The sequence below is a fragment of the Robiginitalea aurantiaca genome (genome assembly GCF_030380815.1).
GTDB classification, from domain to species: Bacteria; Bacteroidota; Bacteroidia; order Flavobacteriales; family Flavobacteriaceae; genus Robiginitalea; species Robiginitalea aurantiaca.
The window spans coordinates 173,706-199,792 of record NZ_JAUDUY010000004.1 but is presented as its reverse complement, the minus strand read 5'-3'; the positions used below and the strand labels follow the sequence as shown (position 1 = coordinate 199,792).

Below are 26,087 nucleotides of genomic sequence, written 5' to 3'. Positions count from 1 at the left end.
TTAAAATTAAGGACTATGGAATGGGTGTATTTGCCTGAAACGAACTCCTGGGAAGAAATACTAAAAAGGCCTGCGAAGGATTTCAGGGCCCTGGAAGACCTGGTAGACGGGGTGTTTAAAAATGTGCGCTCTGAAGGCGATACAGCCCTTAAAGAATATACCCGCACCTTTGATGGCGCGACCCTGGAGGAGATACGGGTTGGTCCAGAGGAGGTTGCTGCCGCCGGGCAAGCGGTATCCCCTCAGCTCAAGGAGGCCATAGAACTCGCTTATGAAAACATTTATGCCTTCCACGCTGCACAGCGTACCGGTCCTGTGCGGGTCAATACCCGGACTGGGGTATCGTGCTGGATGGAGAAACGCCCCATTTCCAGGGTAGGTCTTTACATTCCCGGGGGGAGTGCCCCTTTATTCTCAACTGTGCTCATGCTCGCGATTCCTGCGATGATTGCTGGTTGCACGGAGATAGTACTTTGTTCTCCCCCGGACACTGAGGGAAATTTGCATCCTGCAATCTTATACGCCGCTTCGCGCTGTGGTGTAACCACCATCTGCAGGGTAGGTGGAATTCAGGCAGTAGCTGCCATGACCTACGGCACTGAAAGCGTACCTAAGACATTCAAGATTTTTGGTCCGGGTAACCAGTACGTCACGGCAGCAAAGCAATGGGCGAGCCGTTTGGGGGTTGCCATAGATATGCCTGCAGGACCCAGCGAATTGCTTGTAGTGGCCGATGCCTCAGCCGTTCCGGAATTTATTGCTTCAGATCTTCTGAGCCAGGCCGAACACGGAGCGGACAGCCAGGTGATCCTCCTCACGGACGACCCGGATATTCAGGAAGCGGTGGATAACGCACTGGAGGCGCAACTGGCAAAACTTCCCCGGCAGGAAATCGCGCGTAGTGCCATGGCCAACAGCCGGGGGATTGTTTTGAAGGACAGGGAAGCGATAACCGACATGGTGAATACCTACGCTCCGGAACACCTTATTATTGCACATAAGGAGGAAGCTTTTATGCTTGAGCATATTCAAAACGCCGGGTCGGTTTTCCTGGGGAATTACACCCCGGAAAGCGCTGGGGATTACGCCTCTGGAACAAACCATACCCTCCCAACCAATGGATATGCCCGTCAGTATTCGGGTGTGAACCTGGGGAGTTATACAAAAAGCATTACCTATCAGCGTATTACCCCTGAAGGGTTACAGGGGATTGGACCCGCAGTAGAAACCATGGCCCGGGCAGAAGGACTGCAGGCTCATGCCAATGCGGTTACCCTCCGCCTCAACACCCTGAACAAGGTTCAGTAGAAAAACAGATCATGGAAAAGGATGGATTCTTTAAAGCGATAGTCCGGCCCACCGTATTGGGCCTGAAACCGTATTCCTCGGCCCGTGATGAATATAGCGGAGGGGGGGATTCCATGATTTTCCTGGATGCAAACGAGAACCCCTTCGACAATGGCGTAAACCGCTATCCGGATCCGCATCAAAAGTCCTTAAAAGAGGAGATCGCGCGTCTCAGGGGTGTTTCGCCGGAGCAGATCCTTTTGGGTAATGGAAGTGATGAAGTCTTAGATCTGCTGTTCCGGGTTTTCTGTGAGCCCAATAAGGATTCCGTGCTAACCCTTCCACCTACTTATGGAATGTATTCGGTGTTGGCAGGTATCAATGCCATTGAGAATATTGAGGTCCCCTTAACTTCCGATTTCCAGCCCGATGTCCCTGAGATCCTGGAAAGCGCAGAAGCACACACTAAAATCATCTTTTTATGCTCTCCGAACAATCCGACGGGCAATAGTCTCGATTCGGACCGGGTCATCAGATTGTTAAATGAATTTCCCGGACTCGTTGTCATCGATGAGGCGTATATAGACTTCTCGGATGCAGACGGTTATGTCCCACTCCTGGATACCTTTCCAAACCTGGTCGTTACCCAAACGTTTTCAAAAGCATATGGCCTTGCGGGTATTCGGTTAGGGGTGTGTTTTGCGGCCCCCGAAATTATCGCTTTTTTAAAACGCGTCAAGCCTCCTTACAACGTGAATGAACTCACACAGCAACGCGCGCTTAAAGCCCTGGCGGACCCGGAAAAAATAAAGATGGAAATAGGGAAACTAAAGGCCGAACGCTTGGCATTGCTGGAGGGCCTGAAAGAGGTTCCCTTTGTCAGGTCGGTTTTTCCCACGGACGCTAATTTTATCCTGGCGCGTGTGGATGACGCTCCCCTGAGATACAGGCAGTTAATCAACCAGGGGATTGTAGTGCGGGATCGGTCTTCTCAGATGCATTGCGAAAACACCCTCAGATTTACCGTAGGGACCCCGGAGGAAAACACCACACTGCTTAACACTTTAACAGCACTCGATACCTGAATGTAAAATGGAAAAAAAACGGATATTGTTTATCGACAGGGATGGAACGCTTATTCTGGAACCGGAGGACGAACAAATTGACTCCTTCGAAAAATTAAGGTTTTATCCAGAGGTTTTCAAATACCTCGGGCGAATCGCCAAAGACCTCAACTATGAACTGGTCATGATTACCAATCAGGATGGACTGGGTACGGAGGCTTTTCCCGAGAAGGACTTCTGGCCTGTTCACAATTTTATCATGAGCACCTTCGAAGCGGAGGGAATTGCCTTTGAACAAGTACTTATTGACCGGACATTTCCTCAAGACAATGCCCCAACCCGTAAACCGGGAACCGGGCTTTTACAGGCTTATTTTGGTCCGGAGTACGACCTGGCCAACAGTTTTGTGATCGGGGATCGATTAACCGATATGGAGCTGGCCAAAAACCTAAATGCCAAAGGAATGTACATCAATAATAATGCAGAGCTCGGGACGGAGGAAGTTAAAACGGCAAAATCGGATCTCGCTAAATTTATTGCATGGGAGGGTAGTTCCTGGCAAGGTATTTATGAATTTTTGGCTCAGGGAGCTCGACAGGCTGATGTGTCCCGAAAGACGGCAGAAACCGAAATCGAGATACGGATTAATCTCGATGGCACCGGCAGAAGCGAGATAAGTACCGGCCTGTCTTTCTTTGATCATATGCTCGATCAGTTAGCCAGACACGGACAACTCGATCTTTATATAAAGGTCGACGGGGATCTTCACGTAGATGAACACCATACCATTGAAGATACAGCACTCGCCCTGGGGTCCGCAGTAACTAAGGCGCTGGGGGACAAAATGGGCATTGAGCGATATGGTTTTTGCCTGCCGATGGACGATTGCCTCGCTCAGGTGGCCCTCGATTTCGGAGGCCGCCCGTGGCTTGTATGGGATGCGGATTTCAAACGCGAAAAAGTGGGTGATATGCCTACCGAGATGTTCATGCATTTTTTTAAATCCTTTTCGGACAGCTCAGGTTCAAATCTGAACATCAAGGCCGAAGGAACAAACGAACACCACAAGATTGAAGCTATTTTTAAGGCCTTTGCCAAAGCGATTAAAATGGCTGTTCACCGAAATCCTGATAAGCAAATACTTCCGACAACCAAGGGATTACTCTAGATTTAGACATGGACTTAGTTATTATCAATTACGGGGCTGGGAATATACAGAGCATTCGCTTTGCGTTTCAGCGATTGGGGTATGACCTGGAGCTCAGCTCGGATCCGGATCGGATTCGAAGTGCAGACAAAGTAATTTTTCCGGGGGTGGGAGAGGCTTCAAGCGCCATGCGGAAATTGGAGCACTCTGGCCTGGATCACCTCATTCCTGAGTTAAAACAACCCGTGCTTGGCATATGTTTGGGAATGCAACTGATGTGCCGGTACTCCGAAGAGGGTGCGACCAAAGGATTAGGTATCTTCCAAACCGAGGTTGTCCGCTTTTCTGAAGATTTAAAAGTTCCCCAGATCGGATGGAATGGAATACACGAATTGAAGTCTCCTCTGTTTCAGGGGATTTCTGAGCATGAATACATCTATCTCGTCCATAGTTACTATGCCCCTTTGTCTGAAGAAACCATAGCTGTGAGTGATTACGGAGGTGCCTACAGTGCTGCCCTGGCGCGTGATAATTTTTACGGCGTCCAGTTTCACCCTGAAAAAAGCGGAAAGGCCGGCGCCCAAATCCTTGCTAATTTCCTTAAAATATAATTTGACCATGCGTATAATTCCAGCCATAGACCTGATTGACGGCAAATGTGTGCGTCTGACCAAAGGGGACTATTCAACTAAAAAAATATACAGCGAAGATCCCCTGGAAATGGCTAAGGCCTTTGAAGGGGCAGGGGTAAGGCATTTGCATCTTGTGGACCTGGACGGGGCGCGTTCCCAGCACATAGTAAACCACAAAGTTCTTGAGCGTATAGCTTCTCATACTCGCCTGAAAGTGGATTTTGGAGGAGGTATTAAGTCGGATGAAGATGTCCGGATCGCTTTTGAATCCGGGGCATCACAAATTACCGGAGGAAGTATTGCGGCTTCCCGCCCCGATCAGTTTCTACAGTGGCTTGACACCTATGGATCGGATCGGATTATTCTCGGAGCAGATGCGAGAGATGGGTTTATTTCAGTCTCGGGCTGGCAGGAAGCTACCGGAAAGAAGCTCGTTCCCTTTGTGAGTGGTTACCAGAAAAAAGGAGTTCGTTATGTCATATGTACCGACATAAGCAAGGACGGCATGTTGGAGGGCCCCGCATTTGACCTCTACAAAGACCTCCTTAAAAGAACCTCTATTCTGGAAACCCGTATAGGGATGAGCGGTGTGGAGGATATTGAAAAGCCTGGAATTGCGCTTATTGCAAGCGGAGGCGTGAGCAGTTTGGATGACCTTCGCAAGCTGCGGCGCATCGGCTGTGAAGGCGCAATTATCGGAAAGGCGTTGTACGAAGGGCAGATCAGTCTGGATGACCTTCCAACTTTGATAGAGGAATAATGGAACAAACAGGACCTTCCCTGTCTGAGGATTTTAAGGAGCAGGCAGTTGTGCGAATTCAGGAATCCATGGATAAAATCCAGGGGTGTCTGAAGGAATTGGACGATACGATGTTTTGGGCGATACCCAATGAAAATTCCAACGGGGTAGCCCAGTTACTGAGACATTTACAGGGGAACATCGGGCAGTATATAATAAGCGGCCTTGGCGGGAACCCCGACCTCAGGGATCGTCCGGCAGAATTTGACGCATCGACCGACGCGGATCGGGAGACGATAACCTCATCCTTCGTCGAGGTGGCCCGGAACGCACAAGATTTGATTCGGGCCGTACCCGATTCGGTCTTGTTGGAGCGAAAGCGCGTACAGGGTTTTGAGCTTTCAGGGCTAGGTATCATCCTTCACGTGGTTGAGCATTTGAGCTATCACACGGGTCAGATCGCATACCTGACAAAATTGTACCGGAATATTGATCTCGGGTTTTACAGGGATTTTGACTTGAATCAGAAAAACGAATAAGCCATGTTGACTAAACGCATCATACCTTGTCTGGATATCAAAGATGGCCGCACGGTTAAAGGGGTTAACTTTGTGGACCTCAGGGATGCCGGTGATCCCGTGGAACTCGCGGAAACCTACGCCAGACAAGGGGCAGATGAATTGGTTTTCCTGGATATTTCTGCCACAGAAGAGAATCGCAAAACACTGGCGGACCTCGTGTGGAGGGTGGCTGAACGCATCGATATTCCGTTTACAGTCGGAGGGGGCATAAGCTCCGTGGAAGACGTGGATGTGCTGTTGCACAATGGGGCGGATAAGGTTTCCGTAAATTCGGCAGCCGTCCGGGACCCTGAACTAATCGATCGTCTTGCATCCAAATTTGGGTCACAGTGTATCGTGGTGGCCCTTGATGCACGGAGGATTGACGAGGTTTGGAAAATACACCTGATGGGAGGCAAAATCCCCACAGATGTCGCCCTTTTCGAATGGGCGCGGGAAGCGGCCGAACGGGGTGCAGGGGAATTGCTCTTTACCAGTATGGAGCATGACGGGACCAAGAATGGCTTCGCGAACGAAGCACTTAAGGAGCTGTCTGAAACGGTTAATATCCCTATTATCGCCTCCGGGGGTGCGGGGGATTTGGTGCATTTTGAAGAGGCCTTTACCAAAGGCAGGGCAGATGCAGCCCTGGCTGCGAGTGTTTTTCACTTTGGCGAAATTCCGATTCCCCGATTGAAAGAATTTTTAAAGGGCAGGAACATCCCTGTCCGCTTGTAAAACTACAATAGAATGGAAGAGATCGATTTTACCAAAGGGGACGGGCTGGTTCCTGCCGTAATTCAGGACGCACAAACAGCCAAAGTTCTCATGCTGGGATATATGAACAGGGAAGCCCTGGAGAAAACCAAGGCTACTGGTTTGGTCACTTTTTACAGCAGGTCTAAAAAAAGGCTTTGGACCAAAGGAGAGGAAAGCGGCAACCATTTGCACCTGGAAGGGATTCGGGTGGATTGCGATAACGATACACTCCTGGTTCGGGTACGGCCTTTGGGTCCGGTTTGCCACAAGGGGACCGACACCTGCTGGGGAGAAGTCAACGAAGGGGTTGGCTTTCTGGACCAACTTGAAGCTGTGATCGCATCCCGGAAGGAGGAGGCGGGTTCAGGTGCCTCAAAATCCAGCTACGTCGCATCCCTCTTTGATAAAGGGATCAATAAAATCGCTCAGAAAGTGGGGGAGGAGGCTGTGGAAACGATTATTGAGGCTATGGACAGCCAGGACGAACTTTTTCTGAATGAAAGTGCGGATTTGTTGTTTCACCTGATGGTTTTGGTTCAGGCCAAGGGATTTACGCTCAAAGACGTTGTTTCTGTTCTCGAAACGCGGCACCAGCCGACACGTTAAGATTTCTTAATATTTGGACTACCTGCTCCAAAAGTCGTATTTTTAGTACGCTATGAACAGAAGACTAGGCTTCAGGTTCACTTCCTATAAGGCTGCTGAACAATCTCCTTTTGATAAGCTATTCGATATTTTCCAGGAACTCATCACCCATACTTCAGGTGAGGTGGAAGAGGCTCTTGATTGGTTGCGGGAGCTCGACAAGGAATACGAACTCACCGATGACGACTATACGATCGATGATTTTATAGAAGATCTTAAGGCCAAAGGTTACCTCCGGGAGGAAATTGAATTGGACCCTGAGGGCTCCGGTGAGGGCCAGTCCGGTGACCCTTCTTTTTCGATGACGGCAAAACTTGAGCGCATGCTGCGCAGGCGCGCCCTGGACCAGATTTTCGGTAAGCTCAAGAGAAGAGGAAGCGGGAATCACCGAACGGGTAAAACCGGGCAGGGAGACGAACACACAGGGGATTTTCGAGCCTATCGTTTTGGAGACCGTTTGGAACAGATTTCGATGACTGAAAGTTTGCGAAATGCCCAGGTGAACCACGGCATGGATGAATTCAGGCTGGAAGAAAATGATTTGGTGGTGGAGGATACCCATCACAAGGCACAGATGAGTACGGTGCTGATGATCGATATCAGCCATAGTATGATCCTCTATGGGGAAGACAGGATTACTCCGGCCAAGAAAGTGGCTATGGCACTTACTGAACTGATCACTACCCGATACCCAAAGGACACCCTGGATATTCTGGTTTTCGGGAATGACGCCTGGCCGATAAGTGTAGCTGAATTGCCTTACCTGAAGGTGGGGCCTTACCATACCAACACCGTTGCAGGATTACAACTGGCGATGGATTTACTCAGGCGGAAGCGCAATACAAACAAACAGATCTTTATGATCACCGACGGCAAACCCTCGTGTCTGCGTATGCCTGATGGAACGTATTACAAAAACAGTGTCGGCCTGGACGACTACATTGTGGAAAAGTGTTACAATATGGCGAGCCAGGCTCGCAAATTACACATCCCGATCACCACCTTTATGATTGCCCAGGACCCGTATCTGATGCAATTTGTCAGGCATTTTACAGAGGCAAATAAGGGTAAAGCCTTTTTTACAGGTTTAAAAGGCCTTGGGGAAATGATTTTTGAAGATTACGAACAGAACCGAAAAAAACGTTTAAGAGGTTAATTAGTCAAGGATACATGAGCAAGGAAAAAGCACCCGCAATTAGAACTTTCGGAGACCTAAAGAAATCGGGTTATAAAACCCGGCCTATAAGAGATGAACTCCGGGAAAATCTCATCTTGAGGATGAAGGAGGATAAGCCTTCGTTCGAGGGGGTATGGGGATATGAGAATTCTGTGATCCCGCAATTGGAGCAGGCGATCCTCTCCAGGCACCACATAAACCTTCTGGGGCTGAGGGGACAGGCAAAAACACGTCTCGCCCGCCTGATGGTGGAACTTTTGGATGAATGGATCCCTGAGGTGGCCGGAAGTGAGATTCACGATGACCCTTTTCAGCCCATATCGCGATATGCGCGCGAGATGATCCGCGAAAAGGGCGATGATACAGAAATCAACTGGGTACACCGGTCGGACCGGTTCTATGAAAAACTCGCAACCCCCGATGTTACGGTGGCAGATCTTATAGGGGATGTGGATCCTATTAAAGCTGCAAATTTAAAACTGTCTTATGCAGATGACCGCGTGATTCATTTTGGGATGATACCGCGTGCAAATCGCTGCATCTTTGTGATCAATGAGCTTCCTGATCTGCAATCGAGGATTCAGGTGGCCCTTTTTAATATACTGGAGGAAGGAGATGTTCAGATTCGCGGATTCAAAGTGCGGCTGCCCCTGGACGTGCAGTTTGTTTTTACGGCCAACCCGGAGGATTACACCAATAGGGGGAGTATTGTTACGCCATTGAAAGATCGGATTGGGTCTCAGATTCTGACCCACTACCCGCAGGATCTTCAGACGGCCCGGCGGATTACTGCCCAGGAGGCAGCCCTTGTACCTGCTCAGGAAAAAGGGATTCACGTTCCGGAACTGGCCAGGGATTTATTGGAGCAAATTTCGTTTGAGGCCCGGAAAAGTGAGTATGTGGACCGGAAAAGTGGGGTTAGTGCCCGAATGAGTATTACGGCCTATGAAAATTTGCTCAGTACCGCTGAACGACGAATGCTCAAAACAGGAGATACCACCACGACCATACGCCTCAGCGACTTTATGGGTGTGCTTCCGGCCATCACGGGAAAGATAGAGCTCGTCTATGAAGGAGAGCAGGAAGGAGCGGATAATGTTGCCCAGATCCTTGTAGAGGAAGCGGTTAAGACGGTATTCTCAACCCATTTTCCAGAGATCAGGAAATTGGAACGCAAAGATGAAGAAACCCCGTATGACGCCCTGATTGCCTGGTTTTTTGAATCCGAGGGCATTGATCTGATGGATGACCTCACGGATTCGGAGTACCGAAGCGTGCTCACGGAAATCGGTCCGCTTCGGGCGCTGGTAGGAAAGCACCTCCCGGAGCTCGAGGAGCGCGACCTTCCTTTTGCCCATGAAATGGTACTCTGGGGTCTTGAAGGCTTTGAAAAACTCAGTAAAAAAAGGATTTCAGAAGGCTTCAGGTTTCGCGACTTATACGGGAGCTATATCAGCAGGCTCTGAGTTATCAAAATCAAAAAAGCCCCGGAAAACCGGGGCTTTTTTTTGCCACAACACAAGAATACCGGCTATTGCCAGGAATTCATATTTTTATCGATCTGTTCGAATTCATAGGAACCGATCAACACTTTTCGCTGATAAAAACTCAGGAACGTAAATCCTACCAGCAGGAGGTGGAGTGAGAGGATCAGCAAACCTATGGGGATAAACGTTTCAGGAATCATATAGGATTGGTACTCCTCATAGCTCATCAGGATATAATAGGTATCAAAACACTTAAAAATATAGATCAAGAGTACGGCATACATTCCGTACTCGATGTTTCGCATAATGGGATCCGGATATTCGCCCTCCCGAATCTTAAAATTCAGGACGTACAGGAACACAAAGTGAAGTACGCTGAACAAAGGGAAGATGTAATTGTCGACTTTCAGAAAATAAAAGCGATTGCTATACAGGCCGTAAAAGCTGAACACGATTAAGGCAGAAAGGAGTAGCAGAGAAGTATACAAGCAGAACTTCCAGAGGTAGGATCGATTCTGTGTTTGAATTTCTTTGTGTAAACTCACGAGGGTTTCGGGGGTTTGTTTGAAATTAAAAAACGACCTTTTGTCGGGGATATTTCAGGGAATTCGATGAACGGCTGGTCTTGTTGTCAAGCACGCCCAAAGTGTTGTGAAATGCAGGGCCTGGGCAGTAGTCAAATTCGAAAAGCCGGTTCGGATACCTCCTGAATTGAAATCTGTCCCTTTTTGTGAAGACAAATTGATATCTTTCCTCTCATGGAATACCTCCAATGACCGAATTAGGGAAACACTATTATTTACTTCGCCTGAGCTTTCTGGGATTTAGGTTCCAGGGCTGGCAGCAGCAACCCGGGGTGAAATCTATCGAAGGGATGGTACAAAAGACATTGGGTTTTGTACTTCCTGGCAGATCTGTAAAACTCTTGGGGGCAGGGCGCACAGATGCCCGGGTGTCCGCAAACCACTTTGCGGCACAACTGCTTCTTAAAGGGAAGCCCCTTGCCGGACTTCCTGAGTTTGTTGAAGAAATGAATCGGAATTTACCCGCGGATATTCTGCTGGAATCGGCAATCCCGGTTGCGAAAGACTTCAACGCAATACGGGACAGTAACTCCAAAACGTACCGATACTATTTCTGTTTTGGATCCAAACCTCATCCCTATTGCGCACCATTTCTGGGCTACTTCCCGGGACCGCTGGACCTCGAACGAATGATCGATGGGGCTGCCCTTTTCATAGGAACCCATAATTTTAAAGGATTTATCGCCCAGCCGAGTCCTGCCACGCTCCTGATTCGGGAAATAATATCCTGTGAAGTACGCCATAATACTGCTTTGACAGCCAGCTTTTTCCCGAAAAATACGTATTATCTGGAAATTACAGGTCCCGGATTTGGACGGTACCAGGTGCGTTTAATGATGGCGGCCCTTGTCGCTCTGGGTCGGGGGGAAGTTGATGAAGAAGCGCTCCGGGATGCGCTGCTAAATGGGATTTCCCCGCCTGTAAAGCGCATTGCTCCCGCATCCGGCCTGCATTTAACGGATGTCCAAATGGACCTTTCAATGTAAACGATTTTTAGAATGTACCGATGAGAAAACAAGCAAAGTCAACCCTCCAGATGATAAAAACGCTTCAGCGACCAAAAGGCCAGCGGAGTATTAAGCTCGGTAAGGCTCCGGGAACTGTAACCTATATAGGACAACGAAAAGCGAAGAAATCCTCACTGAATTTAATCGCCTACGACGACTCCGACTTAGTGAAACAAGAGGTAAAGGTTTCAGAGGATTTGGATATAGGTGCACAGACAACCAAAACCCAGTGGTTTACCATAAAAGGTCTCAATGATGAAGCCTCCATGCTGAATCTCGCCAAAGTGAGCGGCCTGAATCCTCTGGTGATGGAAGATATCGTTAATACCGAGAGTCGTCCAAAGATTGATGAGTATACGGAGTACATTTTTGTGGTTCTTAAAATGCTTTATCCCAATAAGGAGGGTCGTATCGTAAAAGAACACCTCGCGCTGGTTTTAAAGCCGGGTCGGGTTTTTGTCTATCAGGAAATTGAAGATGATATTTTCGACGGGGTTCGCAACCGGCTTGAACAACATACGGGCAGGATTAGGAGCAGGGGGAGTGATTATCTTTTCTTCGCCCTGATTGATGCCGTGATTGATCATTATTTTATGGTGCTGGAAACCATGGAAGAAAAACTGGACGCTCTGGAACTGGTCGTTTATACAAATCCGAGGGAGGAAACCGTTTACGAAATCCAGCAACTTCGAAAGGATATCCTGAAAATCCGGAAGTCTATGGCCCCCGTCCGCGAACTTATCGCACGACTTATCGAAACGGAATCCCCATTGATTACGAAGGATACGAAGGTTTTTCTCAGGGACATCCTGGACCATACCATTGAAATTAATGAAACACTCCATATACAGCGTGAAATGGCCTTTGGTTTAATGGAACTCTATATGGGCCAGGTGAGTAACAAAATGAACCAGGTCATGAAGGTTTTGACCATAATGGCGAGTATTTTTATTCCCCTCACATTTATTGCGGGCATCTACGGAATGAATTTTAAGAACATGCCTGAGCTGGAATGGAACTACGGATATTTTGCTATCCTGGGAGTGATGCTCGGGGTCTTTATAGTCCTTCTGGTCTATTTTAAACGCAAGGATTGGCTGTAAATACTTATCGATTTCTTAATAAGCGTTAAAATTGTTAAATAACTGGATATTAGTTAAATAAATAATATATTATATAGTGTAAGTTTAACCAAAGGAGGGGAGTTACCCTTCTTATAAATCCTATAGATATATTATGAATTATTTGAAAAATAAAGATGAAGAGTTATTAATTGTTGGCGCCTCTTTGAACGAGTTGTTGGCGGACTACCATCTCTATTATCAAAAACTGCGAAATTTTCACTGGAACATACACGGGCGCAATTTCTTTCAGCTCCATGAGAAGTTTGAAGAACTCTATACTGACGCCCGAACTAAAATAGATGAAATTGCTGAGCGGGTACTCACTCTGGGCTACCGGCCGTTAAGCAATTTGAGTGACTACCTCAAAGCAGCCTCTATTGGCGAATCAAAATCCAATTTATCAGATTCAGAAATGGTCAGGGATTTGCTCGAAGCGCATCAGATCCTCATTCAAAGGATGTACGAAACCTCTGAAAAGGCCGAAAAGGCAGGAGATGAAGGAACTATAGACCTGATCGGAGCCTATATTCGGGAGTTAGAAAAAACGAGTTGGATGCTGGCCGCCTGGAACCGCGCCGACGCTGAATTCCTAAAGGAGCCGACACTGGCCTAGTCGACATAATTATATAAATAAAAAAAACGCCTTCGGGCGTTTTTTTATTCAAATAAATCAGAGGAAAGATACCGATCCCCCCGGTCGCAGATTATGGAAACAATGGTGCCCTGCTCGAGTTCCTGCCCGAGCTGTATAGCCGCCGCTGTGGCCCCTCCACTGCTCATACCCGCAAAAATCCCTTCATGTACCGCCAGCGCTTTGGCAGTATCGCGTGCCTGGGTTTCACTAACCTCAATGATCCGGTCTACTTTTGAGGGTTCGAATATCCGTGGCAGGTAGGCTTCGGGCCATTTTCGAATTCCTGGAATTTTTGAATCTCCATCCGGTTGGACGCCGATGATAGAAATATTGGGGTTTTGTTCTTTCAAATAGGAAGAAGTACCCATAATGGTTCCGGTAGTCCCCATGGAAGACACAAAATGTGTGACGCTTCCCATGGTGTCCCTCCAGATTTCGGGTCCGGTTGTTTGGTAATGGGCCTTCCAGTTATCGGGGTTTGAAAATTGATCCAGCATCACGTACCCCATTTGCTCCACGCGCTTTTCGGCAAAATCCCGCGCACCTTCAATCCCTTCCTCAGCGGGAGTAAGGGTTACCCTGGCGCCATATGCGCGCATTGTCTGAACCCGTTCCCGGGTCGCATTTTCGGGCATAACGAGCTCAATTTCCATGTTGAAAAGGCTGGCGATCATTGCCAGTGCTATTCCGGTGTTCCCGCTTGTAGCCTCAATAAGTTTAGAATCCTTGTGAATGCTACCTCTTTCAAGGGCCGACCGGATCATATTAAGCGCAGCCCGGTCCTTAACGCTTCCTCCGGGGTTCTGTCCTTCCAATTTAAACAACAGGGTGACCCCGGGCTTTAGAAATAACTTTCTGGAAGCTACAAGGGGGGTCTTGCCGATCAGGTCAAACATATCAAAGGGCATCTTCTTCAGTTTTAATATGAATTTCAGGATTGTGGTACACTTTTGAATTCGGGGGTACCGATTGTGTAATCCATGCGTTTCCTCCGATTGTGGAATTTGCACCGATGGTCGTTTTGCCACCCAGAATTGTAGCGTTGGCGTAAATGGTTACATTATCTTCGATCGTAGGATGTCGTTTTGTTTTCTGCAGGTCTTTGGCGACATAGAGTGCACCCAGGGTAACACCCTGGTAAACCTTGACGTTGTTTGCAATTTTAGCCGTTTCCCCAATCACAACACCGGTTGCGTGGTCGATGAAAAAAGACTCGCCGATCTGTGCACCCGGATTGATGTCAACCCCGGTTTGCCTGTGTGCATATTCCGTCATCAGCCTGGGAAGCAGCGGCAACCCGTAGCGATAGAACGGATGTGCCAGACGATAAATAGCTGTGGCGTAAAATCCGGGATAAGCGAGGTATATTTCCTTTTTTGAAGTCGAAGCGGGATCGCATTCGGCTATCGCCTCGGCGTCCAGTTTAAGCATCCTCAGAATTTCAGGTAATTCTGCCATATAGGTCCTCCAGAGGTCGCGGCACGGTGGGTTGGACTCCCAACCGCAAAGCAGGAGAATGGCTTCAAATTCGCTTTCAAGGGGTTTAATCTGCGTTGCCACACGGGTTTCACAGTCAAAAAGCATAAGAAAAAGCCGATCCGTAAAAGACTCCATCAGGCGTTTCAGGCGAAATCGCAGCGGATTTTCAGATTTGCAGGCTTTAATCTCAGTGATGATTTGATCTAAATCCATAATTACCGTTTCTACATCTCAAAGGTATCTAATAATCCTGTGGAGACCTGTTGAAAAACCGTTAACTTTAGGACGTAAGCAGGCCCGGCGAAGGCAGGTGGCCCGTATTAAATTCAAATACATGCAAACACCGCTGATTTCAAACGAAATACTTGGATTTTTAAAAGGACTGGGGAAAAATAATAACCGTGAATGGTTTGAGGCCAATCGCAAGGCCTATGAGGCAGCGCGCTCATCCATGCTGCAATTCAGCGAAGCCCAAAAAATGGCATTGCAGAGCCACGATGAAATCGAAAAGATGAAATTGTTCAGAATCCATAGGGACCTTCGCTTTTCAAAGGATAAAACTCCCTACAAACCCCATTTTGCCGTTTCATTTTCCAGATCCGGGGCCGAGCGACGGGGTGGCTATTATTTGAGGATTCGACCCGGAGCGTCCTTTATTGCCTGCGGATTCTGGGATCCGAATAAGGAGGATTTACTGAGAATCCGCAAAGAACTCGAACTGGACGCAGAGCCCTTTAAACGGGTGATCGACAATCCTGAATTTCAATCGGTCTGGGGAGATCTGCAGGGCGATGCAGTAAAAACTGCCCCAAAAGGTTTCGAAAGGGAACATCCCAATATTGAATTGATTCGCAAAAAACAATTTATATTCACGCGTAACTTTACGGATAAAGAAGTAAAGGCCTCCGTGTTTCCGGAGATTATCAGTTCCTCATACCGGGAAATCAGGCCGTTTTTTGATTTGATGAGCGAAATCCTGACCACAGACCTGAACGGCGAATCAATATTGGATTAAAGGGGGGTGTAAGAGTTGCATCTGGTCCTTCAGTCGTTCGATAACCATCTGCATCATCCGTTTATTCAGCGCAGAGGAGTTCTGGATATAACGTTCGTATTCTTCCAGTGTAAATTGGCCGATCAGCATGCCTTTAAGAGAATTGCGGAACTTAATATCCTTTTGAATGGCATTCTCGATATACTTCACTTTTTTTTCCTGGGACATTTCGAAAAACTGTCCTTTGTGTTTCACAGCATAATTCCGAAAGGCAGCCAATAGGAGGTCATTCTGAAATTTAATGACGGGCCTGAGCGTGCCGTTCTGAAACTGTTCGTTGTTTGTGGTATCGGCCTGTGTGCGAAACGAGGAGGACAAATCCGGTCTGATTCGAATCAAATCGGTGGAGCGAGAACTCATGATGGGAGTGTTTGATTAAAATTAGCCAAAAGCTCGTGGTGAGGCATGCTGGGGTCAAGAAGTTGTCAACGGGTTTATAAACACGTCTGGGCGTGTGCTGACCGGCCTGGGTTTCACTGTGTGTTAGACCCTTCAAACTTCCAATTACCTGACTTTGATGGTAGCGTGCAATTATTGGGTATCATAAAAGCGTTTTCAGCACAATCAGGGTAATAAGGATTAAATACTTAACTAAAACTTGCATGGCGCTGCTATTAATTGGCTCCTTTAAATTAGTGGAAACAAATTATAACAGACCTTGGTTTAGGAAAAGTTTATTGTATGCTTAACAATTTTTAGGATTTGAGAAAAATCGGCCATTCTCCATATTGCGGCAAACACTCCCGGGTTTTTGGCGTTACCTTTAAACCAATTTAGAACCTATGCGCTTTCATACCCGAAAATGGATCAAACCTGAAGACCTGAATGCCAATGGCCGGCTTTTCGGAGGTCGCCTGTTGTCCTGGATTACAGAGGAAGCGGCGCTTTACAGCATCATTCAGCTTGAGGATCAGAATTGTGTAATGAAGTATATGTCGGAGATCAACTTTATCAATCCTGTTAGTCAGGGGGGGATTATTGAGATTGGCATTGAAGTGATTTCTTTTGGAACAACTTCCATTACCTTGAAATCCGAAGTGCGCAATAAGCTGACCCGAGAGGCCATTGCCACGGTAGATCAGCTGATTTTCGTTGTTTTGGATGCCGAGGGGAAACCCAAAGTACACGGGAAAACAAAAGTCGAGTATGTAAAAGACCGACTGGAGTCCGAGTCCTAATCCGCAGGCCAGTTTTCGGCAACAGCCTGAACTTCATCCAGGACCCGGAGCAGGTTCCCGCCCCAGAGCTTGGCAATGTCCTCCTCGGAATAACCCCTGCTCACGAGTTCCAGGGTAACATTAAAGGTTTCTGAGGCATCTGACCATCCCTGAATTCCGCCACCCCCGTCAAAATCTGAACTGATGCCCACATGATCAATCCCTATGAGCTCTACCATATAGTCGATATGGTCCACAAAATCGGAAACATCAACTGCGGGTGGGGTGTCCGGCCGGTTTGCAGCTATTTCATCCGCAATAGAGGTCACTTGAGGGATTACGGCTATAAAAGCCTCCTGTTCTGCTTCTGAGAGGTTTCGGAACTCAGAACGCTCGTACCACGTTACTCCTAGGGAATCTGCAACCTCTTCCATAATATCTTTCATAAAAGCATCCCGGGCAGCACTTTTCTCCTTATTGACATATCCCGCTAAAGCCACAGTCTGCACAACGCCACCATTCTCTTTAAGGCGTAACAATTGATCATCGTCGAGATTCCTGCTGTGGTCGCAAAGGGCCCTGGCCGAAGAGTGGGACGCGATAATCGGCGCTTTGGAAAGGGCTAGCATCTGCATATTCGCCTCTTTGGACGGATGCGAAATATCAATCATGATCCCTAGTCTATTCATCTCAACAACAGCCTCTTTGCCTAAATCACTTAAACCATTATGAAGCCATATATCATCAGTTTCTCCGGTATTGGAATCGGAAAACTGGCTGTGTCCGTTATGGGCCAGAGAAACATAGCGGGCACCCAAGCTGTGGTATTTTTCAAAATTGGCGAGGTCGGTTCCCATGGGATAGGCGTTTTCAACACCAATCATGGCAACTTTCTTACCTGAATTATAGATTTCACGCGCCTCGGCGGAGGTTGTAGCAAGGCCTATACGATCCGGCGCAATTTCTTCACATAGGCGGTGGATGGCTTCAAATTTTCCGAGGGCATTCGCTTCTGCTTTCGCATATCCTGAATCCGTCAGGGTATCCTGCCCCGTATACACGATAAACCAGGCGACATCCAGCCCGCCTTCTTCCATTTTAGGAAGGTTTACCTGGGTATTTAAGCGCTGGGTATAGTTAACGCTATCGGTAAAGTTCCGGACGTTGATGTCGACGTGTGTGTCTACCGTCATCACTTTATTGTGAATCCTTAGGGCTTCTTCTTCCATAGACAATTCGGGTTTTTTCTGGTCTTTTTCCTGGCACGCTACAAGCAATAACATGCTCAAAATAAGGGAGTAAATGCGCATGGTGGTTTTGATTTTACCTACAATTAATCGGGTTTGACAACAAGAATCGAAAGATAGGGAACATTTAATTGTTCACGGGTACACAAATATTGATTTTTAGGAAGTGAATGCATTTTACCGATAAAATTTGCAGTTAAACCTAGAATATGCCCATTACATCGAAAGATCTCCTGGAACACCTTACGGACCTTCAGCTTGCACTCGAGGATTATTCCTTTGAAAAAATGACTGCGGCTGAAGCGCGAACCGTTAAAAAATCCTATGACATATTCCGGAAACAGCTTGAAACCCGTATATGGGATCCTGCGCGAAAAGGAACGATACCCTCAGAAAACAGCCCTAAAACCACACATCAGCAATACGAGGGAGCCCTCGAAGCCATAGGGAACGACCTTCGCAATCCTTTGCACGGGATACTCGGGTTCACACAGATACTTTCAGAGGCGCCCATAGCGGAACCTTATAAATCCATTGCGGCCTCTATGCATATGGCTTCCGAATCTATGGCGGAAACCCTGGAGGAACTTGGGGCTTTTTACCGCCTGAAAAACGGGGGCGGACAAGCCGTAACAATTCCTTTTTCTCCCGCTCGGATTTTGGAAGAAGCAGCAGCCTATGCGAGGCTTCAAATCCTCGATAAGCCCGTGGATATTGGTATGGATCTGGAGGATGGACTGCATGAGTGCTTGGTGGGTAATCCCTCAGATTTTAGGCGCATCCTTATGAATATCATTCAAAATGCCTGCCGGTATACCCTATCTGGAAGGATCCATATAACAGCAAACGCTTTAAAAAACGAGAAGCTACAGGAATTAAGGGTTGAAATTTCCGACTCGGGAATTGGGATTCCCGAGGCAGAATTACCCCATGTATTCACCCCTTATTACCAGGGAAAGCAGGCCATGGATTTAGCGGCAAAAGGAACCGGGTTTGGCTTGAGCATCGTACAACAACTCCTTGCGAAAAATGCTGGGAAAATTGAGATATCCAGTCGGGAAGGAAAGGGCACAAAGGTTCGGTTTACACTGCCCTTTGGTCCTGTAAAACCTGCAAAAGAAATCAGTGCAGCCAGAGCGAATTCTAAAGACTTTACGAATGCCCTAAAAGGCAAACGTATTCTTATAATGGAGAACAACACCCTGAACCTGGATTTACTGCAGCACCAGCTTGGGGTCATGGGTTGCGCCGTTTTTACAGTTGCCACTGTGAAGGAGGGAATTGGGTTACTCGAAACGCAACCCGTGGATATGCTACTGCTGGACCTTCGGATCCAAAGTAAAAAAGACATGCAGGCACTGGATGAAATCAGGTCTCATGCCAATTCGTACATCCGCAATTTTCCAATACTGGCACTGTCAGGTGATATAAATGAAGCCTCAGGGCTTCAGCTGAAAGAAGCCGGTGTCGATGAAGTAATTCTAAAACCATTCACCCAGGAAGCACTCTTTAATAAACTAAAGAATTTAAGGGCAGGGGCTCCTGTTCAAGCCGCTTCATTGGATGTTACGGGTGGGGAAGCCACTGCTGGGACCGGGCTAGTAGATCTGAGTTATCTCGAATCCAAATGCAAGGGTGATGTCCAGAGTATGCATATCCTGATCAGGGCATTGCGAAACGGCATGCTGGAATTCGCCGGCCGAACTCGAATAGGGTTGAAACGCCAGGATTACAGCGGGATCGGAGAAGGGGCCGAAAAGCTATTGATCGCCCTGGAAATGATAAAGGCCCATAGCCTCATACCCGCTGTGTCACAAATCCGTAAGGCTTCGGTGGAGGGTGTGGATGAAAATAAAATCATCCGTTCGTTCAGCGTTTACCTGGACCGATATCCGGAAGTCGCCGATGCGCTGGAACGCTATATGGACGCGCGCGATTAAAGAAGGTTGAAGCCGCCCCAAGAAAGTTCTGAGTATTTCAGATGTACACTAAGGGTTCGGCCACAACATAAAAGTTTGTTCCTCGATTGGACAGGCTGAAGAATACAGAAATTATGATATACAGCATACACTTAGTTCAGACGGTATCCTTAATGGAGGTTTTGGCCATTAAGACGGATTTTCTCTGGCAACTCGTGATGATTTTCGGGGGCTTGGCGGGCTTTTGTTTCCTGATGATTTTTTATTTCAGAAACCGCTTGGTTTCGAAAAGTCACCTGGTGAGCACAAGAAAAGCTGCCCTGGAACCCGTAATTCGCAATTATCTCCTGGAACAGACAGAGTCAGCCTCCGAAAATGAGTCGGATTTACTCTGGATGAAAATGGAGATTCGACAACTGCTTAAAAACCCGGTTGATCGGGGTGTCATCACAGAAATCATTTTGGAGGTGCAGCGGGAGGCACTGCCGGCCACCCGGTCGCGAATTTCCGAGTTGTATCAGCATTTTGACCTACACGATCAACCCCTGCGGCACCTGGAAAGCCGCAAGTGGGATAAGGTCTCCCGTGCGATTTCTGAATTGACTGAAATGCAGGTTTCACAGGCTTATGATGCCATAAAAGAGCATATCAACAGCAAGAATAGTATTGTACGCAAACAAGCTCAATTAGCCACAATACGCTTGAAAGAGGAGGGTATAAAATACTTTCTGGATACAGCGCGCTTTCCGATTTCCCAATGGCAGCAAGTCAGGATAATGGAAATTCTGACTTCGAAATCAGCCTATACGCCGCCGAGTTTCAGGAATTGGCTGATATCGGAAAACCAGGATGTGGTCCTGTTTTCTCTCCGCCTTATCCGGGTATTTAAACAGGCCGACGCCCAACAGGCACTTTTGATGTTCTTGCATCACAAATCAGAACGCATTCAGATCGCTGCTCTGGAATGCATAGGTGACTTCAGATACGTGCCGGCGCGAAATGCCCTTATAGCTTGTTTTGAAAATGCCACGGCTGAAATAAAAATTCATATCCTGAGCACGCTTGAAACCATTGGAAATTCCAGGGATATTCCATGGTTGCAGATACAGGCGGATTCGGATGAATCCTTTCTGGTACGTTCAAAGGCGGGCATGGTAATCAATACATTGCAGTCCGCGGACATCTTACCTGGTATTGCCGCACAGGGTGAATTTGAATTCTGGACATCCCAACCCAGCGAAGAAGATCCTGAAATCCCTGCTGAACTACCCCAGGATGCTTTTGTGGAATCCGATGACGATTTAAATCTGTTTTCTTCAGAACCCCAATTGATCAATACACTCAGGCCGGATTTCTCTGCCTCGTTACTCACAATACCTTCAGGGGATTTGCAAACGGAAAGGAACAGCAGTTCGTTTGAGGAGCTCCTGTCGGAAACACCAGATGACATCCCGCTTGAAATGTGGACCGAAGAACACGAATCCGTATTTGAGGATTGTATTATAGAAGAACTCCTGGATATCCTTAGGGAGGATCCCGTGAAGGCTTCGTCCTCACAACCAGATGATGGATTCCTGCCACTTATTGTTGACCAAATTAAAAAACCGTATGACATGGAACCTGGCACACTGACCCCTGAATGGATTCGGGAACTGGAAGTTGAAATAGAGTCATTGGCTGGATCAACGGGCTATCTGGGGGTTCTAAGAGAAATACTGTTAGAGGAATTGCGGGAGACTGAGCATGTGTTGGAAACGGAATTTGTTCCGGTCTTGGGCGGAGAGGAACCCCCTGAGTTCATCGAATCGGGTGATTTTGATGAAGCCTTGCCTTTATCGGATCTTTTACCGGAATTCATAGTGGAACCGGAAGAAATTCAAGAGGCCAGGAATGAATTGGATGGTGGACACGAACTTTCCCATACGGATTCTGAAATTGGCTGTTTCTCCATTTTTGAAGAATTCTTCAGGTCCTATGATACCGAATCAAAACTCATCCTTTTGGATGAGATTCACATAGTAGGTGGCCCGAAAGAGCTGCTATTCCTAAAAGGGCTATTTACAGATCCCGACCGAAGCATACAAAAAAAGGCCAAAAGGAGTTTTGTGCTTTTGAAAAAACGCATGAAACAAGATCCCAAAGCCAATTTAAACCCACCGGGGAAGGTACTTTGGGAACCTTCATCCCATACGGAAGCAGAGGTCGAATCCGGCGAAGTCTCGGAGGATTCAGAAGATGAATATTTTAGTTTCTCCCCCGATCCTGATTTTAGTTTTCCTTGTGAAGATGAAGCCGAAGATACGCTTTATCCGGAATCTGAAAACGGCTATTACCGATTGCTCAACCAGATAAAGGGCACTAAAAATAAGAGCGATGTATAACGATCTGTTTCAAATGGGAATTGAGTACATCAACATCGTTTTTATGGTGTTTGCCCTGGTACTCTTTACGCTGTTCTCGACCATTGGATATCTTTCTTCAAGAAGTTCTATACACTACCGAAAGAAACACAGCATCGGGGATATTTCCAGGTTAGTGGATACCCCCATGGCTCCAAGTATTACGATAATCGCACCGGCCTATAATGAGTCCCTTACGATCGTCGACAATGTGCGTTCACTCCTCGCCCTCAGATATGCGAAGTACGATATTATGGTGGTGAATGATGGAAGTCGGGACGATACCCTCGAACGTTTGGTCGAAGCCTATGATCTTGTTAAGAAGCCACATGCAATGGACTCGGAATGGCCCTCAAAACCGATTAAGGGAATCTATAAATCCACGAATCCTTCATTTTCGCGGCTGACCGTAATCGATAAAGTAAATGGTGGAAAATCCGATGCACTCAATACGGGAATTCACCTGTCCGAGAGCAAGTATATCGGTTGTATAGATGCCGATTGCCTTCTGCATCCGGATGCGCTCCTCCATGTAGTGCGCGCCTTTTTCCAAAGATCCCGAAAACGGGTAATCGCCGTTGGAGGTGTGTTGCGCGTAGCTAATTCTTGTAAAATAGACGAGGGGCAACTCAAAGAAATCCGGCTTCCAAAAAGCTGGTTGGCTCGATTTCAGTTATTGGAATACACCCGTTCATTTCTTCTTGGGAGGATGGGTTGGGGACGTCTGGACAGCCTGCTAATCATCTCGGGGGCCTTTGGCTTCTTCGACCGGCAGATCGCTGTGGACGTAGGCGGCTTTGACACCGATACGGTTGGAGAGGATATGGAGATCGTCTTTCGCATGAGAAGGCATATGCATGAAAAGGGACTGCCTTACACCATTGAGTACCTACCGGACCCCCTTTGCTGGACCGTGGTCCCGGAAAACCTGAAAACCCTTGTAAACCAGCGTGACAGGTGGTCCCGTGGTACCCTGGAAACGCTTCGCAGGCATCGGGATATGCTTTTCAACCCCCGTTTCGGCAGGTTGGGAATGTTGAGTTATCCCTATTGGTTTTTCTACGAATGGCTGTCACCTTTGCTGGAATTCTTTGGATTCCTGACCATTATACTCTTCTGGGCCATGGGGATTCTCTATTTCGAATTTTTCCTGGCGATTACCCTGGCGGTCTACTCTTTTGCCGTCATGTTTTCGCTCTATGCCATTTTATGGGAAGTATGGTCTTACAATCAGTACCAGCGAACAAAGGATGTTTTCCTGCTAATCGCCTGTGCCTTCCTCGAGCCGATCTTATTCCAGCCCATTGTAGTTTGGTCTTCTGTTCAGGGGAATTATAAAAAATTATTCAGGGTGCCTGCCGGATGGGGAACTCAGGTTCGCAAGGGATTTGCTAAAGCATAAAACCATGGAAAAGGATATTCAAAAACAGATGGCGACTTCGCGAAAGGGGATGGGAGACTATACCCGGCTAATTCTCGCATTCTATGCCAGCTTGCTATTGCTTGGGATTTATCAGCAAATCAGCCTGTATTCGGAGGGTGTTTTGGATTCCTTTGCCGGAATCAACCTAATTATCCTCGCTGCCCAGCATCTGGGGTTTACAGCCCTATTATCGCTCTTCCTGTATTTTACCTTTAATGCGCTCGAAGCACTCAAACCTCGATTGGGGCTCTATGTTACCGGGGTAGTGCTCACCGGATGCTTATTGGTGGAAGGAATTCTTACGGTGTTTTTTGTAACCCGGTTTGAAATGCCAGGCACCAATTTGGCAGCGGTCCTGGAGCTTACAAAGACGTCATCTTCTTTGATTTTACCCGTTGTGTCCGTATGTGTGGCACTTGGGTTATGCTTCTACGGGTTGTATAAGTTGAGTGCCCCCATGCAATTATGGATGGGACGCGTGTACCCGTTTACCCTGGCGGTTTTTTCGCTTTTTCTGGCAACCTTACTGGCGCAATCCGCTCCACTGACTGCGAATAAGACCAAATACGCCCTGGTCGATTGGTATCAAAAAACCATCCCGCTTCAGTCTTCAGGAAAGGATAACACCCATTATGCAATCAGCCCGGACCCACTGGAAGAAATCTATCGCCTGGAAGAAACCCAGGTTTGGCAAGGGTATCGAAATGAAGGAGGTACGCTGATTCATCCGGGGGCAATTTCCGGGATGGCCCATGGTGCAGGTTATATCACTGATCCATTTTCAGGCCATCCGAACGGCTACTTACCTTATCCGAAGGCTGAAAAGAGGGAACTGCTTCGGATTCAAAGCACCTTTCGGGGACGTGACTACGACAGGGCTTTCGAATTGGCCCGTGATTTGGCACATGAAGGGGAATACTATAAAGCAATAGAACTCTGTCAGTACATTTTATCAGAGGTACCCTCACATGTAGATGCGGAAATTCTTTTGGGACGTATCCTGGCCTGGGAGGGCGAATTTTCGAAATCTGCGGGAATCCTTGAACAAGTCATACGAAAGCACCCGCATTATGAGGATGCCTATGCGGCATTGCTCGATACTTATTACTGGGGTGGGGATTTCAAAAGAAGTATTGCCTTAAAATCCCATATAGACAGGCATTTTAAAGAGAATAAAGTCTTGCAGCAGAAGCTGCATCGCGCGGAACAAATGAAGCAGGAATCCCGTGCCGAACCGGAACTTGGATTGAGCCTGGACCCCGTAAACCTCCCTGTTTCCTGAAACCTAAAACGATGAAAATAATCAATCATAAATTATTCAATTTCACTTTGGTATTGCTCTGGTTCCCCTTTATGGGTGTGGTGGGGCAGGAGGAAGCCATGAATCCTGAAACTGTTTTCTCAAAAGCACAGGGGCTGGCTTTTCAGGGGAATGGGCGTGAGGCCAGACAGCTCCTGACAGATATCCTGGAAGCGTATCCACGTTATTCGGATGCCCAGACTTTACTGGCCAATACCTATCGCTGGGAGGGGGATTATTCCAGGGCCCGAAAACACTTAAACCGGATTACATCCAGAGACCGAAAAAATGAGGATGCCTGGATTTCGGCCATATACAACGAGCGTCAGGCGGGAAACAGGTCCATAGCGCTAGGACTGGCCAATAAGGCGCTGAACTACCTCGGAGAAAATGAGGCGATCAGCAAGTTAAGGGCTGAAATCATGGGAACCTACAGGGCGGATGAGGCCCTGGCAGAAGTAGAAGAAGAGGCGCCTAATTATAAGAACAGGATTGCAATTTACAATCGCCTGGAGGCCTTTGATGCGTATTATGACCCGATGATGTATACCAGCCTGGAATATCAGCGCAACACCAAATACGGAAAAGTAATTCCAAGGGTCAATTACAGCAATCGCTTTGGAATGGATGCCCTCCAATACGACCTCGATCTTTATCCGACCCTTTCAAACACCTTTTATGCCTATGTGAATTATGGATTTTCGGACTCCGAACTCTATCCGAATCACAAAGGGGCTTTGGAGGTTTACGCAAACCTGCCCAAAGCAATGGAGACCTCATTGGGGGCCAGATTCCTCGATTTCCGCAATGTGAACGCAACGTTGCTGACTGCATCCGTGGGAATATACAGAGGGAATTATTACCTCAGCATCCGGCCTTATTTGAGTATTGTCGGCGGCAGGGGACCGGTAGGTTCCGGTACGATGACGGTGCGAAAGTATCTGACAAACAATTTCAATTACCTCGGGCTTACGGCCTCCTTTGGCTATAGCCCTGAACTGCGTCAACTCTTTAATGGAGATGTGCTGCAGGCCGAATCCGTTTTATTTCTCGAATCCCAACAGTTGTTTTTTGAATATCAGTTCGGTCCGGGTAAAGGAAAGCACTTGTATCAGGCCCAATTCGGCGTAGGGCGGCAGGAGTATTTATTGGAATCCGGTGCATTTTTCTGGGTGGTCAGTGGAGGCCTGAACTATCGCTTACAGATTTAAAAGTCTTCTTTTAATGGGGGCTTCTGGCCACAAAAAATGGGGTATTCACCAC

Annotated in this window: 25 protein-coding genes; 20 read left to right on the top strand and 5 right to left on the bottom strand. The window is 47.5% G+C overall.

The window, feature by feature from the left end; all coding sequences use genetic code 11:
- Positions 1 to 15 precede the first annotated feature (15 nt).
- From hisD to QU605_RS09885, 10 genes are read left to right on the top strand one after another with little or no spacing between them, the layout of a single operon-like run.
- The gene (gene hisD / locus QU605_RS09930) at positions 16 to 1,308 is read left to right on the top strand and encodes a histidinol dehydrogenase (protein ID WP_289725153.1); all 1,293 of its coding nucleotides are present in this window, start codon (positions 16 to 18) and stop codon (positions 1,306 to 1,308) included.
- Positions 1,309 to 1,319: 11 nt separating this feature from the next.
- Entirely contained in the window at positions 1,320 to 2,372 is a 1,053-nt protein-coding gene (gene hisC / locus QU605_RS09925) for a histidinol-phosphate transaminase (RefSeq protein WP_289725152.1), read from the top strand.
- A gap of 7 nt (positions 2,373 to 2,379) precedes the next feature.
- Positions 2,380 to 3,519, top strand: coding sequence for a bifunctional histidinol-phosphatase/imidazoleglycerol-phosphate dehydratase HisB (gene hisB / locus QU605_RS09920; RefSeq protein ID WP_289725151.1), 1,140 nt, complete (start codon positions 2,380 to 2,382; stop codon positions 3,517 to 3,519).
- 8 nt (positions 3,520 to 3,527) lie between these two features.
- Entirely contained in the window at positions 3,528 to 4,109 is a 582-nt protein-coding gene (gene hisH, locus QU605_RS09915) for an imidazole glycerol phosphate synthase subunit HisH (RefSeq protein WP_289725150.1), read from the top strand.
- A 7-nt stretch (positions 4,110 to 4,116) separates the two neighbouring features.
- Positions 4,117 to 4,890, top strand: a complete 774-nt coding sequence (gene hisA, locus QU605_RS09910; RefSeq protein WP_289725149.1) for a 1-(5-phosphoribosyl)-5-[(5-phosphoribosylamino)methylideneamino]imidazole-4-carboxamide isomerase — start codon at positions 4,117 to 4,119, stop codon at positions 4,888 to 4,890.
- Positions 4,890 to 5,408: a DinB family protein gene (locus QU605_RS09905; RefSeq protein WP_289725148.1), complete on the top strand. Its 519-nt coding sequence runs from the start codon at positions 4,890 to 4,892 to the stop codon at positions 5,406 to 5,408. The genes hisA and QU605_RS09905 overlap by 1 nt, the downstream gene beginning before the upstream one ends.
- Before the next feature lie 3 nt (positions 5,409 to 5,411).
- Positions 5,412 to 6,167 (top strand): imidazole glycerol phosphate synthase subunit HisF, encoded by a 756-nt coding sequence (gene hisF / locus QU605_RS09900; RefSeq protein WP_289725147.1) that lies wholly within the window; start codon positions 5,412 to 5,414, stop codon positions 6,165 to 6,167.
- Positions 6,168 to 6,179: 12 nt separating this feature from the next.
- Entirely contained in the window at positions 6,180 to 6,794 is a 615-nt protein-coding gene (gene hisIE, locus QU605_RS09895) for a bifunctional phosphoribosyl-AMP cyclohydrolase/phosphoribosyl-ATP diphosphatase HisIE (protein ID WP_289725146.1), read from the top strand.
- Between the two features lie 52 nt (positions 6,795 to 6,846).
- Positions 6,847 to 7,989, top strand: coding sequence for a vWA domain-containing protein (locus QU605_RS09890; protein ID WP_289725145.1), 1,143 nt, complete (start codon positions 6,847 to 6,849; stop codon positions 7,987 to 7,989).
- Positions 7,990 to 8,003: 14 nt separating this feature from the next.
- Positions 8,004 to 9,476 (top strand): AAA family ATPase, encoded by a 1,473-nt coding sequence (locus QU605_RS09885; RefSeq protein WP_289725144.1) that lies wholly within the window; start codon positions 8,004 to 8,006, stop codon positions 9,474 to 9,476.
- A gap of 65 nt (positions 9,477 to 9,541) precedes the next feature.
- Here QU605_RS09885 and QU605_RS09880 read toward each other — a convergent pair whose 3' ends face one another.
- Positions 9,542 to 10,042: a hypothetical protein gene (locus QU605_RS09880; RefSeq protein ID WP_289725143.1), complete on the bottom strand. Its 501-nt coding sequence runs from the start codon at positions 10,040 to 10,042 to the stop codon at positions 9,542 to 9,544.
- A 227-nt stretch (positions 10,043 to 10,269) separates the two neighbouring features.
- Here QU605_RS09880 and QU605_RS09875 point away from each other — a divergent pair, with 227 nt between their 5' ends.
- From QU605_RS09875 to QU605_RS09865, 3 genes are all read left to right on the top strand, one after another.
- A complete protein-coding gene (locus QU605_RS09875; RefSeq protein ID WP_289725142.1) occupies positions 10,270 to 11,067 on the top strand; it encodes a tRNA pseudouridine synthase A in 798 nt (265 codons plus the stop codon).
- 20 nt (positions 11,068 to 11,087) lie between these two features.
- Positions 11,088 to 12,191 (top strand): magnesium/cobalt transporter CorA, encoded by a 1,104-nt coding sequence (gene corA, locus QU605_RS09870; protein ID WP_289725141.1) that lies wholly within the window; start codon positions 11,088 to 11,090, stop codon positions 12,189 to 12,191.
- 133 nt (positions 12,192 to 12,324) lie between these two features.
- Positions 12,325 to 12,825 carry a Dps family protein gene (locus QU605_RS09865; RefSeq protein ID WP_289725140.1) on the top strand — a complete coding sequence of 167 codons (501 nt, stop codon included), beginning with the start codon at positions 12,325 to 12,327 and terminating at the stop codon, positions 12,823 to 12,825.
- A 44-nt stretch (positions 12,826 to 12,869) separates the two neighbouring features.
- Here the strand turns inward: QU605_RS09865 and cysM are convergent, their stop codons facing one another.
- Positions 12,870 to 13,754 (bottom strand): cysteine synthase CysM, encoded by an 885-nt coding sequence (gene cysM / locus QU605_RS09860; protein ID WP_289725139.1) that lies wholly within the window; start codon positions 13,752 to 13,754, stop codon positions 12,870 to 12,872.
- Positions 13,744 to 14,538: a serine O-acetyltransferase EpsC gene (gene epsC, locus QU605_RS09855; protein WP_289725138.1), complete on the bottom strand. Its 795-nt coding sequence runs from the start codon at positions 14,536 to 14,538 to the stop codon at positions 13,744 to 13,746. Before epsC ends, cysM begins: the two co-directional genes overlap by 11 nt.
- Before the next feature lie 121 nt (positions 14,539 to 14,659).
- Between epsC and QU605_RS09850 the strand changes: the two genes are divergently transcribed.
- Complete coding sequence (locus tag QU605_RS09850; RefSeq protein ID WP_289725137.1) at positions 14,660 to 15,340, top strand: DUF2461 domain-containing protein; 681 nt, start codon at positions 14,660 to 14,662, stop codon at positions 15,338 to 15,340.
- On the opposite strand, the gene QU605_RS09845 is transcribed toward QU605_RS09850, so the two are convergent.
- On the bottom strand, positions 15,326 to 15,739 hold the full coding sequence (locus QU605_RS09845; protein WP_289725136.1) for a glyoxalase: 414 nt from the start codon (positions 15,737 to 15,739) through the stop codon (positions 15,326 to 15,328). The two genes, QU605_RS09850 and QU605_RS09845, sit on opposite strands and share 15 nt — an antisense overlap.
- 422 nt (positions 15,740 to 16,161) lie before the next feature.
- Between QU605_RS09845 and QU605_RS09840 the strand changes: the two genes are divergently transcribed.
- Positions 16,162 to 16,557: an acyl-CoA thioesterase gene (locus QU605_RS09840; RefSeq protein WP_289725135.1), complete on the top strand. Its 396-nt coding sequence runs from the start codon at positions 16,162 to 16,164 to the stop codon at positions 16,555 to 16,557.
- On the opposite strand, the gene QU605_RS09835 is transcribed toward QU605_RS09840, so the two are convergent.
- On the bottom strand, positions 16,554 to 17,846 hold the full coding sequence (locus tag QU605_RS09835; protein ID WP_289725134.1) for a dipeptidase: 1,293 nt from the start codon (positions 17,844 to 17,846) through the stop codon (positions 16,554 to 16,556). The two genes, QU605_RS09840 and QU605_RS09835, sit on opposite strands and share 4 nt — an antisense overlap.
- Positions 17,847 to 17,992: 146 nt before the next feature.
- Between QU605_RS09835 and QU605_RS09830 the strand changes: the two genes are divergently transcribed.
- From QU605_RS09830 to QU605_RS09810, 5 genes are all read left to right on the top strand, one after another.
- The gene (locus QU605_RS09830; protein WP_289725133.1) at positions 17,993 to 19,723 is read left to right on the top strand and encodes an ATP-binding response regulator; all 1,731 of its coding nucleotides are present in this window, start codon (positions 17,993 to 17,995) and stop codon (positions 19,721 to 19,723) included.
- Positions 19,724 to 20,001: 278 nt separating this feature from the next.
- Entirely contained in the window at positions 20,002 to 22,083 is a 2,082-nt protein-coding gene (locus tag QU605_RS09825) for a HEAT repeat domain-containing protein (protein WP_289725132.1), read from the top strand.
- Complete coding sequence (locus QU605_RS09820) at positions 22,076 to 23,503, top strand: glycosyltransferase family 2 protein (protein WP_289725131.1); 1,428 nt, start codon at positions 22,076 to 22,078, stop codon at positions 23,501 to 23,503. The genes QU605_RS09825 and QU605_RS09820 overlap by 8 nt, the downstream gene beginning before the upstream one ends.
- 4 nt (positions 23,504 to 23,507) lie before the next feature.
- The gene (locus QU605_RS09815) at positions 23,508 to 24,806 is read left to right on the top strand and encodes a tetratricopeptide repeat protein (protein WP_289725130.1); all 1,299 of its coding nucleotides are present in this window, start codon (positions 23,508 to 23,510) and stop codon (positions 24,804 to 24,806) included.
- Positions 24,807 to 24,817: 11 nt separating this feature from the next.
- A complete protein-coding gene (locus tag QU605_RS09810) occupies positions 24,818 to 26,035 on the top strand; it encodes a YaiO family outer membrane beta-barrel protein (protein WP_289725129.1) in 1,218 nt (405 codons plus the stop codon).
- Positions 26,036 to 26,087: the final 52 nt, after the last annotated feature.